Raw genomic sequence first — 12498 nt, 5'->3', positions numbered from 1 at the left:
TAGATAGTCTGGCTAATAAGAAGTGAAAGTTTTATTATAAAATCTAATAATACTGAGTTTCTAATAGCAATATTAAAAACAGAATAGACCATTAAACCTTATCGTTTTCTTCGCGTGACAAAGGAGATTGGCGCTCTAAAGGTTTGATATCATTATCACTTACTTCATTGTTGATCTCGTCAGGTGGTGCAATATGACGATTATGATTATTGCCCATACGCTCGTTAAGATATGATTCAGCATCACGATGTCGATGATCGAGTGCCTCTATCTCAGGCTTTGACTCTTCAAAATCTGTCTGCGAATGTACTTCTTTGACAGTATCTTGCTCACTGACCAACTCTACATCGCCATCACTTTCATAACCATGATTAGGATTGGCATCGCCAGTATGATTGTCTGTGTTTGCAGGACTGTCTAGATCGTTAATAGTTGGTTCGTTAGTGGCTAGCTCATCAACGGCAGATGCATCGGTATCCACAGCGATACCATTTTTACTCTGCGCTTGTCTTTTTAGCTGTGCGTAATCAGTCAGTTGGTGAACCGCATTTTCGAGGGCATGAGGATTGTCACGTTCTAGCGCTTCCGATAGATGCTCGTCAAACGTATCGGTCAATAATGAATCAAAACGCATGGCGTTATATTGAATCAGAACTTCTGCTTCTTCTTCGGTAATGCCGCCATTTTGACTGGCGTGTACCACATGGTCTTCAAAGGTTAGACCTTCAAAGCTGTCTTGATGCTCTGCCTTTTTGAACTTCTGCCACAATGGTTCGATTTCGACCAACGTCTGATAAGCATGTTCCATACGACCAGTCACATCGTCTGCATCGGTGTTGTAATAAACCATGGTTTTTAGATAATCGCGGAATGGGTTGGCTGCAAAATCATCCATGAAAGTATCACCCAATTGGCGTTTTAGCTCATCGCTTGCTGGGGTAAAGATACGTCCACTTGGGAAGGTCACAAAGCTGACCACATTGGCTGCCATACGATTCGGGAAGTTGGCAAAGAATGACACAAAGGCTTCTTGAATCGTGTACAAGCTGTTTTGTAGCGCAACTTCAGCATGCAACCGTTCAGACTCTGATTTACTACCATGCTCATAGAATTGCAAAATAGCAGTCGCAATAAATAGATGACTATGGATATCTGCTAAACGACCAGAGAGCATCTCTTTACGCTTTAAATCTCCTGCTAGTAGTCCTAATGCCATATCAGCAGTTAGGGCAAAGCTCGCACTTAAACGATTAATATGTTTGTAATAGGGACGGGTAAAGGCGTCTGCGAAACTCGGGGCCTTATCGCTACCACCGATGTAACCTGCGACAAAGGCTTTTGCACCACGGTTAAACGTGTAGCCCAAATGTTTGAAGAAAAGGGTATCGAATTTTTCAGTAGCAGCAGCTTTGTCTTCGCTCTGTAGTAACTGAAGCTCGTCGAATAAATAAGGATGACAACGCATCGCACCTTGACCAAAGATCATGAGTGAGCGGGTCAAAATGTTGGCGCCTTCGACAGTGATAGAGACAGGAATCGCTTGATAAGGTGTCGCCAAAAAGTTGCGCGGCCCCATCTGTACAGCACGACCACCGACCACATCCATACCGTCGTTAACGACGCTACGCATGGTTTCAGTCGCATAGTATTTGGCCATGGCAGTCATGACTGAGGGCGTACCACCTTGGTTTAATCCGCAAGTAACCAAATGACGGAATGCTTCTAACATATAAGTGTTACTTGCCATACGGCTAGTAGCGTCCTGTACACCTTCAAATTTACCTACTGATATCTTGAACTGTTCGCGAACTTTGGCGAATGCACCGACAGATAGGTAAGTCATTTCACTGGCTGATGTCGATAGAGCTGGTAGAGAAATACCTCGGCCAACGCCCAAGCATTCCATCAGCATACGCCAGCCACGACCAGCGTTCTCAACACCGCCGATGATGTAATCTAATGGAATAAAGACGTCTTTGCCATCGACCGTACCATTCATAAATGGTGAACCGATTGGATTATGACGTGGTCCTGTTACCACACCTTCGTGATTAGCTGGAACGAGGGCACAGGTAATGCCGTAATCGGTTTTTTCAGGATTACCAAGCAGACCTTCAGGATCGTGCATTTTGAATGCTAAGCCAACCACAGTAGCGACAGGTGCTAGGGTAATCCAGCGCTTAGAGAAGTTCATGCGTAAGCCAAGCACTTGTTCGCCTTCGTGCATACCGTAGCAGACTACACCTGTGTCAGGAATCGCGCCTGCATCAGAGCCAGCTTCGGGCCCAGTCAAACCAAAGCAAGGCACTTCATCACCTTTTGCAAGACCTGGTAACCAGCGCTGCTTTTGCTCGTCTGTACCATAATGCATCAATAGCTCACCAGGGCCGAGCGAGTTGGGAACCATACAGGTCACAGCGGCAGTCGGCGAGCGCGAAGCAATCTTGCTCATTACACGACTTTGCGCATAAGAGCTAAATTCTAAGCCGCCAAATTCTTTTGGAATGATTAAACCTAAGAAACCATTACTTTTAATAAATTGCCATGCCTTAGGTGATAGATTTTTATCTTTATGCTGGATTTGCCATTCATCAAGCATGGCACATAAGGTTTCTACTTCATTATCAATGAAACTTTGCTCTTCTTCTGAAAGCTGCGGATAAGGATAATTGGCAAAGGTATCCCAGTTTGGCGCACCCATAAACAGCTCTTTTTCCCACCAACTAGTACCCGCATCAAGCGCTTCACGCTCTGTATCACTCATACTCGGCATCGCACCGCCCAGCGCTTTATATACAGGCTTAGTGATTAACGATTGGCGAAGCGGTGCAATGAGTAAGACCAAGCACAGTAGTGCCATTGGTATACCCAAAATGAGTGACCATGGGCTGATAATTGCGGTGACGATAACCGTAATCAGGGCGACGATGCTACCGGTGACCCGTGATAAGGACAACAAAAAGATGGCCAAGACCACGGCTAACTGAATGATGACTGCCAAAATAAACAAGCCAATTGCCATGACTATCTCCTTTAAAGCGCTGAATAAAAAATGCGAAAAGTACGTAAGTGAATAAGCTAACTATAATTATTTTTTGTCTTGCCACTTACTATCTTATAAATATGTCGAATGATTTATTAATCTTTAGATGCTCGGTTCTAAGTCTCTTAAGTACTAGTATTAACGGTCTAGTAAGTAATTGACAAATAAATGACAATAATGGCTACTAATATGAAACAGTTGTCGATAACTATCAAGAGCCAAAATGCTACGCTCTGTCGATGATATGTATCAAACATAATTGTTTGCAGGTTTTCTATATATATTCGGAACACACAAACAGCTACTATTAAAAGCTAGCCAAAAGGGGCAAGGCAGCTTTCGGCATAAGACAAAGTGTCGTTACGTCCGACAATGATGTGATCGACAAGCGAGATATCCAATAGGTCGCAGGCTTTTTTTAGCTCATAGGTCAGTAAGTTATCTGCGGTCGATGGCTTGGCATCGGTATGAGGATGATTGTGAGCGATGATAAGTTGGCTAGCAGCGTGGCTTAGTGCATGCCGCAGTACGTGCTTGATGCAAACGGAACATGATGAGATGCCACCCGTGAATAATATCTCAAAGTCTAAAAGGTTGAGGGCATTATCCAGACAGAGTACCGCAAATACTTCACGGTGCTCACCGCGCAACTGAGTACTGATATAGTCTTTGACTGCTTGTGAACGTCCTAGTGCTTGCCCAGTTTTGAGTTGGCTGTCCAGATAGCGCGTACCCATCTCAAGTGAGGCTAATATTTGGGCGTACTTTGCAGGACCTATACCATGGCAGGCAAGAACTGTCTGTTGAGGGGCGGCCAATAGCTCGGCTAAGCTACCAAACTGATCGATCAAATGCCGCGCTAACTCGATCGCTGATTGAGACTGAGTACCCGTGCGCAAAAATATGGCCAGTATCTCGGCGTCAGACAAATGAGCTGCACCAAATTTTAAAAGTTTTTCGCGAGGCCTGTCATCCTCATGCCAGTCTTTGATCGCCATTGTCACTCCTTGAAAATGGGTTGATACTCGTTATCTAAGATAGATACGGAAAATCTTACCCAATTTATCTCATAATTGTTACTATAAGCGCAATTTTATCTTTTCACTTTTTTGTTGATGCCACGCTTATGTCCAATATTGTGCTTGCTATTACTGGCGGTATCGCCGCTTATAAATCTGCTATATTTGCCCGCTTGTTAGTTAAGGCAGGCTTTGATGTGCGCGTTATCATGACGACAGGCGCACAAGCATTTATCACACCGCTGACGCTACAAGCGTTGACTGGTAACGAAGTGCATGTCTCGTTGCTTGATGAGCAAGCAGAGGCAGGCATGGGGCATATTGAGCTGGCTAAGTGGGCCGACTTAATCGTGATTGCACCTGCTTCAGCCAATACGCTTGCGCGTCTGACCATGGGTATGGCTGATGATCTATTGACCACAGTGTGTCTTGCCACTACTGCGCCCGTCATTATTGCTCCTGCCATGAATCAGCAGATGTGGGCGCATCCAGCAGTCAATCTAAACGTGCAAACATTGCGCGATATGAATTATCAAATTATCCAGCCAGCTAGTGGTGAGCAAGCGTGCGGTGATGTCGGAGCAGGGCGATTGCCTGAGCCTGAGCAATTATTAGATGAGGTTTTACTGTTCATAGCGATGAACACAACGCCGCAATTGCTGGCAGGCAAAAGAGTGGTCATTACCGCAGGTCCCACCGTAGAAGCGATTGATCCTGTACGTTATTTATCTAACCACTCTTCAGGAAAAATGGGCTTTGCATTGGCGCGCGCCTGTGTGGCTGCTGGTGCAGACGTTGTCTTAATCGCTGGTGGTAAAGTGGCATTGCCCACGCCGCTTAATGTCACACGGATCGATGTGCTGTCTGCTGAAGATATGCTGATAGCGGCGCAGCAATGTGTAGATGGCACGCATAGCGAGCTTCAATTGGTCTTTGAAGATGAGCACGACCATTTTCATGATCACACGCATGGTCATTCTCATAACCATTCCCATTCTGAAGAGCATTATCATGGCGACTGTGGTTGCGGTGATGACGATGTAAGCGACCATGACCATAATGACTTGCTACATTCTCATGATGACAACCAATTTGTAAAAGCAGATATCTTTATCGCGACCGCAGCCGTGGCAGATTATCGTACAGAAGAAGCCGCACCGCAAAAAATCAAAAAGACACAAGATGCCATGACGCTCAGTCTGGTTAAAAACCCTGACATTCTAGCGACGATTTCTCTTGCGCATCCAGAGCTATTTGTCGTTGGTTTTGCCGCAGAGACGCAAGATGTCGAGCGTTATGCCCGTGGTAAGTTGGTCGCAAAAGATTTGGATATGATTGCTTGCAATGATGTCTCACGTGTAGATATCGGTTTTGCTAGTGATGACAATGCGATGCAGGTGTTTTTCTCTGAGCGCTATGAGCGTGACGCGGTAACACTTGAGAAGACCAGTAAAGATAAAATTGCTGAGCAACTGGCTAGCATTATTGGTCAAGCAATCGGTCAACGTAAAGATAGTTAGAGCTACAGGCGCTAAATCTGATAGCTAGCATGTAGATAGTGTGTAGATACAGACGCTGAGCCTAAAATGGTGTGACCGATATGATGAATATAGCTGGTAACGATAGCACTCAGATGCTAGTGCTGACGATCATTTTTGCGCTTGCTTCACTGCTACATGGTATTAGCGGACTTGGCGCAACGCTAGTAACGACCACTGCGCTTGCTAGTATGTACCCATTGCAACACGCCATTGTGTTAGTGATTTTCCCCTCGCTAGTCGTTAATGTGATGACATGGCTAGTAGGCGGTGAACGCACCATTTGGCAAAACTTTATCTACTACGGCAGACGCTATTGGTTGCTTGCGCTTACTAGCCTATTGGGTAGCATTTTAGGTGCGAAACTATTGCTATGGGTTGATAGCGCTTATATTCTCTTATTGTTGGCCGCGGTCATTGCTTTCTACGTTGTGAGTAGTTTACTTGGTAAGCAAATCCGTCTACCAAACACCAAGCCTATGTTAATTGCCGTTGGTTTTGGTGCAGGCGTGATTGGCGGCTCGACCAATGCAATGTCGACCATCCTGATGATGTATTTATTGTCTGCCAGTGACGATAAAAATACCATCGCCAAAGTCGGTAACATGTGCTATTTCTTGGGAAAGATTGCTCAAATTATCGTGTTGCGTGAGCCTATCATGGCATTGAGCAGTGGTGAGTGGCAGCTGATTACTTTTTTGAGTGTGTTATCTATAGTGACTCTTTTGGTTGGAATCCGTTTGCGTCGCTATTTACCGCAAGCGCGTTTTCGTCAGCTTATTTTATTGATTTTAATCGTGCTTGGAATACGCGTTGGTTGGCAAGGCATTACCGCATTGTTATAGCTAAGATATATGAGCCTTTTCAGCGATATTTTATTAGACCAATGCTTCAAAAAATATCTGCTGTGCCAAACGAAAGGTATTGCAGTGCGCTTCAACCACGTCTTCGATATCTTCTGAGTAGCCGCCACCCATCACTATAGCGACAGGGATATTGGCGGCTTTTGCTTGCTGCAGAACATATTCATCACGCGCCTTGCACCCTGCTTGTGTCAAACCAAGTTTGCCGAGCTTATCGGTAGCGAGCACGTCGACAGCAGACTGATAAAAAATCATATCTGGCGCAACTTCAGCGATTAAACGTGGCAGCGTATCTTCTAATATCTGTAAATACTCAGCATCGCTGGTATCATTGTCTAGCTCAATATCTAAGTCTGATACTTGCTTACGAAACGGGTAGTTCTTTGCCCCATGCATGCTAAAGACAAAAACGCGTGGCTCATCTGCCATGATACTGGCGTTGCCATTGCCTTGATGAACGTCCAAATCGATAACTAAAATCTTCTTTGCCTGTCCGCGATTTAGCAATAAGTTGCTAGCGATACAGACATCATTAAATACGCAAAAGCCTTCTCCATGACCAGCAAAAGAGTGATGGGTGCCGCCTGCAACATTCATAGCCACGCCATATTGCTGAGCATATAGCGCGCACTCATACGTTGCATGAGCAATATAACGACCGCGTTCTACCAACTGCGGCGTCATCTCAAATCCGATCGCACGAGCAGCCTTGCGCGGCAGTGTTTGAGTCTTAAGCTGATACCAGTACTCTGCGGTATGCGTGGTCAAAATCTCATCTTCGCTCAAGCGAGCAGGGGCAAAGAAGTTATCTTGGCTGATAGTGCCTTCTGCCAGTAGACGCTCAGGGATCATAATGTACTTTTGCATGGGGAAGCGATGTTTTTCTGGCACGGAGTAGCGAAAGACGTCAGAGTAGGCAATTTTTAGCATAAGATTTCTAGCTTAGTATTGATGGTTTTTTGGATAGAAAAATAAAGGGATAAGTATCAGCTATCGCGGATTATGGCTTGATTGAAAAACCGGTTCATCGAATGAACTTAATTATCAAACAAACTGAGCTATTGAACAAACTGAGTCGGCAAAAAGAATGTCCGCGCGTCTGACTGTTGACGTAGCTCGACAAGTAGCGTTTGCATGTTTTCGGCAGGGTCTTGATTATTAACCAAGTTGCCAAATAGCTCATTGGCGACCGTGGTCATCGCAACCACGCTTTGGAGTAAATGCTCAATGATCTCATTATCTATACCAACCGCTTCGACATCGATAGCATTTTTGTAGCGTATCTCACCATCGTTGACATCCATCTCTAGATTACCGACTAGCATGTCATAGTTGATTTGGGTAATAAGTAGCATCGCGGCACTTTGATGACTTTCTGGTATCAAAAATGGCAGGATGCCATAAATGGCTAATAGTTTGTTTTTTTCTTGCACCCGAAACAGATAACCACAGTTTATTTGCTTATGACGCATTCTCAAGGATAAATGATGTGACTTCTGGCTGTCGTTGGTTTTGGGTCTATAATGCGTGTAGTGCCACTGTTTGTCATTGAAGTATTGCTTTAAGCAGTCGACGATAGGCGTGTCACTTTGGTTTTGAGGTTCTGCATTTGCGCTATCGGTTTTTAAGTTATCGGTTTTGAGTTGATGTGTATCTGCTTGTGCTTGAGCGTTATCCTGTCCGCTTCCTTGATTTGCCTCTAATTCATGAGAGGTATCAGAGACAGTACTGTTAGTAGCTTGAGAACTGATATTAGAAATATCAGCCGATATATTTTTTGTATTATTAATCTCGCTGTCAGCAAGTGATGCACGCCCTTGCTCGCTTGCGCCATCGATGACTGACTGCGGTGCGGAAGCAGTCAGTAACCGTCTGATCTTTTGCCACAAGCTAAGTTTATTGCGTTGACTCATAATAGTATGCTGACAAGTAAGGGTTATAAATTAATCGTGAGTGAATGCCAAACCTTCTTTGATAGCAGGCTGTGCATAGAACGCTGTTAGCATTTCACGAATATGAGCCGTCAACCAAGGCGTCTCAAGAGCATCGTACACGATAGGCAGTAGAGCTGTACTGCACTGTTTCATGGCCGCCTCGTCAATGTGCAAACTCGCCGCAATGGTCGCCAACGTGTCAGACTGATGATTGGCATACCAAGTGTCAATGCTTGCCGAGACTAAGCTGTGCAGATACGGTGACAGTCGCAGGCGGTTATAGCTTTGTTGGATACTGGCTTCGATATGGTCGATGCTACTATTACCAGGCTCATCGCTTAAGTAGGTTTGTATCTCACTAATCGGTTGGTCTTTGATGCGATCCCAGCCCATAACCATCAGACGCGCCACTTCTTCGTTCGATAAGTGTTCCTGTGCATTGGCTTCGGCTTTGCGCGTCAAATCTTTGATATTGCGATGCAAGTAGGTTTGCAGTTTTTCATCGAGGTTTCTGTTGGTCGCCTTTTCGAAAGAGCTACGCCCAAGCTTCATCAATTTACCAACGCCACCTGCTTTATCGAGGGTGCTTTCCATAAAGTCATTGATAGCGTGATAAAGTGTTTGGGTCAATAAATTTGCAAAGGTTTCGTTACCGACCAACGTATGAATCAATATGTTACGCTGCTGCTCATGGCTACCGATATAGTTGGCCAGAGTTTCGACTTGGGCATCATCGACCAGCTCAGACAAAGGCACGTTGTCATTAACTGGGTGATAAATAATAGTATGCAAAATATCACGGATGTCGGTACGCATGACTTCGGTCATCGGCTGATTTAATAGCCAGTCTTTCATCAGCTGCTGTAAATGGTCACAGGTGATGTATTTGCTTAAGGGCTGCGCACCAAACCATTGCCAAGCTTCCATCGCTAGTGGCTCAGCTTGATTGTGCAACCACTGCTGCATAAAGTTGACTTGAGCATCAATCAAGCTATCTACTGTCAAACAGCTGGCTGATGGCTGTTTTGACAAGTTAGTGTCTGCGTTGTCATTTTTAGTTTCTGCAGCAGTATTAGGTTTTTGGCTATCTTGTGAAGTCGGCATAGGTTTTGAAGTCATATTTTAAAGTCGTATTTTTTTGAGGTCGTACTTTTTGAAGTCAGAGTAATCGACAATTTGTTATACTGTGTGTTTGTAGCGAGCATAGGGTATTATGCCATGAACATTGCCTTTGTTTGTGATGAATATTGACTACTGCTTGATAAATAACCAGAGGTTTTGATGACGGTTTTGGATACGCCTTTACTTGCACTTGATGAGCTGACAGTTCAGCGCGGTGAGATACCGCTGTGCGAAGGCGTTACGTTGCAGCTATCTGCGGGTAGTATTTGCCATCTAATCGGGGCAAATGGGACGGGAAAGACCACGTTACTCATGCAGTTGGCTGGATTGTTACCTGTTTTGTCAGGTGAAGTTACTTATCAACGACAATCGTGCCTGCCCATCCAGCCTTTATATGTCTCGCACCAGTTGGGCATTCATCCGAATTTGACAGTGGCACAAAACCTAACGTTTCTACTGAACTTATATGGCATCACGCCAAGCGCTGCTGATATTGACGATGCGCTCACATGGGTTGGGCTGCAAGGGTTTGAGACGATCAGCTCAAGTCATCTGTCCGCTGGGCAAACGCGGCGCATCACGTTGGCGCGATTGTACCTACTAACTCCTGATGTGACACCGCTCTGGTTACTTGATGAGCCTTTCACGGCACTGGATGTCGATATGGTGGCACGTATGGAAGAGCGGTTATGCGAGTTTGCACAGGCTGGCGGGTCGATACTAATGACCAGCCATCAGGCAGTTGGGGTCGCCAATCAGGTGCTCGATTTGTCAGATTACATGGTATAAGTTTGATTGCTATCAGTACCATCAGTATACGTGCAAGGACAAATAATGACAGACAGTCCAATACAAGTAGGATCAGTAGCAGCCATGAATAAAAGTACAGATGCTATTGTCGCAGTGCCTCGCAGTATTGGCTTCCTGCAGCTGTGGCGCCGCGAATGGCAAGTTAAGCAGCAAGGAGCGGTACAATGGTTGTATCCGTTAGTACTGTTCTTAGTGATTATTACTTTGTTTCCGCTGGCAGTCGGTAGTGAGCCTGCGCTATTGCAGCGTCTGGGCGTATCAGCAGTGTGGATTGCTGCGTTGCTGTCACTGGTAATGGGCGTTGATGGATTATTTAAGCCTGCGCTCGATAATGGTACGCTTGCGCAATTGGTCGTGGCCAAAGCGTCATTACCGCTATGGGTTCTTATTAGACTGGTCATTCATTGGATTTTTAGTAGTGGTATTGTGGCAGCGCTTAGCTTGCTTGCCGTACCACTATTTCAGCTTAGTTGGTTTGAAGCGTGGATATTGATGGCGTCCATCGTGACAGGTAGCCCAATGCTTTTGATGCTATCAGCAGTGGCCAGTAGCTTGACGCTATCGTTAAAGAATGGGGCAGTATTGGTGCCTTTGATTGCTTTACCGATGCAGTTGCCAGTATTGATTTTTGCTACAGGTGCGGTTGATTTATTTGCTTCTGGGCTGAACGGTTTGCCTATCTTAGCTTTATTACTAGCAGGAAGTATTATTTCTGTCTTAGTCATGCCTTGGGTGATTGCTACAACTTTAAAAATGTCATGGCTCAATTAAACGATTTGCTTGTCGCAATCCTAAAGTCCAATTGTCGAAATTTGGTCATCTAAACTCAGTTATCTAAACCTAGCCATCTAAATCCGGTCATCGAAATTTAGCTATCTGCATCACATGTATTAACATCGTGGTGAAAACTGGCAATTTTGCTATAATAGTTAATTGAATACGTAAACAGCTCTTTGTAGATTCTATCCAGTGTTTAACGCCAGCAGGTGAGTTGATAGTGGTGCTTTTATAGACCGCATCCTTTATCGCCAGTAAGCTGTGTAATAGGTTTCTTCCCATGCCCAACCTGAATAACGTCTCATCCCCTAGCTTGTGGCAGCGCATTTGGCAGGGTTTCTTGACCACTGTGGGTACCAAGCAGTTTTTTCGTATCTTTAGCCCTTGGGTTAAGTGGTTAGCGATATTAGCCAGTCTCTGTTTGCTCATAGGTAGCGTATGGGGCCTTGCTTTTGCGCCGCCTGATTATCTTCAGGGCAATAGCTATCGCATTATATTTATCCATGTTCCAGCGGCCAGTCTTGCCATTTCTATCTATTTTTCCCTTGCAGTTCTAGGGGGGATTTATTTGGTGTGGAAGATTAAGACGGCCAGTTTGGTCGCGCAGGCACTTGCCCCGATGGGGTTTTTGCTGTGTGTCATCAGTTTGCTTACAGGCTCTATCTGGGCGAAACCAACGTGGGGTACTTACTGGGTATGGGATGCACGCCTTACGTCAATGTTGATATTGGCGTTTTTATACGCGGGCGTGATGGCACTGTTTGCCGCTTTTGAGCATACGGCCAATCGTGGTAAAGCGGCCGCTATTTTATCTATTGTGGGCGCAGTGAACCTGCCTATTATCAAGTACTCAGTAGAGTGGTGGAATACCTTGCATCAAGGTGCGACCTTTAGTTTGACCGCCGCACCAAAGATGTCGGCAGATATGTGGATGCCCTTGCTACTGATGATTATCGGCAGCTATTTACTGGTTGCGACATTAGCGATTTATCGTACCAACACGCTGATTTTATACCGTGATCAAGGCAAAGCGTGGGTCAAAGAATACATTCGTGGTCAACACAAATAACGGCTAGGAAAATACTATGCAGCCTTACTTTTATAGCGTATCTGAGTTTTTCGCCATGGGTAAGCATGGGGTTTTTGTGTGGTCGTGCTGGGCGATAACGATTGGCGTGATGTTGGCATTTATTATCTATAGCCGCAGACAACGACAGTCACTTATCAAACAGCTGACCATCCAGCAAGCGCGTCAAGCACAACGGACGACCAAAACCTCAACGCCTGTAACCAAACAAGCTGAATAAAAATCATCTTAATATCAGGGTTTTAGCGTAAGAAACCGTATCCTTACACTGACAAAAATATGACCTTATAGGCAGTGATGAGGCT

At 45.1% G+C, this 12498-nt stretch carries 11 protein-coding genes and 1 pseudogene; 7 read left to right on the top strand and 5 right to left on the bottom strand.

Annotation, left to right across the window (positions count from 1 at the left end; genetic code table 11):
* Positions 1-91 precede the first annotated feature (91 nt).
* Together JMX63_RS02780 and radC are read right to left on the bottom strand one after the other, a co-directional pair.
* Positions 92-3022: an acyl-CoA dehydrogenase gene (locus JMX63_RS02780; RefSeq protein ID WP_201570726.1), complete on the bottom strand. Its 2931-nt coding sequence runs from the start codon at positions 3020-3022 to the stop codon at positions 92-94.
* Positions 3023-3357: 335 nt separating this feature from the next.
* Positions 3358-4041: a RadC family protein gene (gene radC, locus JMX63_RS02775; protein WP_201570725.1), complete on the bottom strand. Its 684-nt coding sequence runs from the start codon at positions 4039-4041 to the stop codon at positions 3358-3360.
* Positions 4042-4169: 128 nt separating this feature from the next.
* On the opposite strand from radC, the pseudogene coaBC reads away from it, so the two are divergent.
* The 3 genes and pseudogenes from coaBC to JMX63_RS02765 form a co-directional block, all read left to right on the top strand.
* A pseudogene (gene coaBC, locus JMX63_RS02770) lies at positions 4170-5094 on the top strand (bifunctional phosphopantothenoylcysteine decarboxylase/phosphopantothenate--cysteine ligase CoaBC); the annotation flags it as partial.
* Between the two features lie 32 nt (positions 5095-5126).
* Complete coding sequence (locus JMX63_RS14665; RefSeq protein WP_406947809.1) at positions 5127-5582, top strand: phosphopantothenoylcysteine decarboxylase domain-containing protein; 456 nt, start codon at positions 5127-5129, stop codon at positions 5580-5582.
* Positions 5583-5662: 80 nt separating this feature from the next.
* Positions 5663-6445, top strand: a complete 783-nt coding sequence (locus JMX63_RS02765; protein ID WP_101206033.1) for a sulfite exporter TauE/SafE family protein — start codon at positions 5663-5665, stop codon at positions 6443-6445.
* Between the two features lie 33 nt (positions 6446-6478).
* On the opposite strand, the gene JMX63_RS02760 is transcribed toward JMX63_RS02765, so the two are convergent.
* The 3 genes from JMX63_RS02760 to JMX63_RS02750 form a co-directional block, all read right to left on the bottom strand.
* Positions 6479-7393, bottom strand: a complete 915-nt coding sequence (locus JMX63_RS02760; protein ID WP_201570720.1) for a histone deacetylase family protein — start codon at positions 7391-7393, stop codon at positions 6479-6481.
* Positions 7394-7521: 128 nt separating this feature from the next.
* On the bottom strand, positions 7522-8376 hold the full coding sequence (locus tag JMX63_RS02755; RefSeq protein ID WP_201570719.1) for a type III secretion system chaperone family protein: 855 nt from the start codon (positions 8374-8376) through the stop codon (positions 7522-7524).
* A gap of 30 nt (positions 8377-8406) precedes the next feature.
* Positions 8407-9516 (bottom strand): hypothetical protein, encoded by a 1110-nt coding sequence (locus JMX63_RS02750; RefSeq protein WP_227673216.1) that lies wholly within the window; start codon positions 9514-9516, stop codon positions 8407-8409.
* A gap of 162 nt (positions 9517-9678) precedes the next feature.
* On the opposite strand from JMX63_RS02750, the gene ccmA reads away from it, so the two are divergent.
* The 4 genes from ccmA (at position 9679) to ccmD (ending at position 12413) form a co-directional block, all read left to right on the top strand.
* On the top strand, positions 9679-10308 hold the full coding sequence (gene ccmA / locus JMX63_RS02745) for a heme ABC exporter ATP-binding protein CcmA (protein ID WP_201570718.1): 630 nt from the start codon (positions 9679-9681) through the stop codon (positions 10306-10308).
* A gap of 84 nt (positions 10309-10392) precedes the next feature.
* Complete coding sequence (locus tag JMX63_RS02740; protein ID WP_227673217.1) at positions 10393-11100, top strand: heme exporter protein CcmB; 708 nt, start codon at positions 10393-10395, stop codon at positions 11098-11100.
* Between the two features lie 286 nt (positions 11101-11386).
* Complete coding sequence (gene ccmC, locus JMX63_RS02735) at positions 11387-12175, top strand: heme ABC transporter permease CcmC (protein ID WP_201570717.1); 789 nt, start codon at positions 11387-11389, stop codon at positions 12173-12175.
* 16 nt (positions 12176-12191) lie between these two features.
* The gene (ccmD, locus tag JMX63_RS02730) at positions 12192-12413 is read left to right on the top strand and encodes a heme exporter protein CcmD (RefSeq protein ID WP_160023571.1); all 222 of its coding nucleotides are present in this window, start codon (positions 12192-12194) and stop codon (positions 12411-12413) included.
* Positions 12414-12498: the final 85 nt, after the last annotated feature.

The organism is Psychrobacter nivimaris, from assembly GCF_904846365.1.
Classification (GTDB): domain Bacteria; phylum Pseudomonadota; class Gammaproteobacteria; order Pseudomonadales; family Moraxellaceae; genus Psychrobacter; species Psychrobacter nivimaris_B.
Note: the sequence above shows the minus strand (reverse complement) of the source record. Positions and strands in the feature narration are given on the sequence as shown.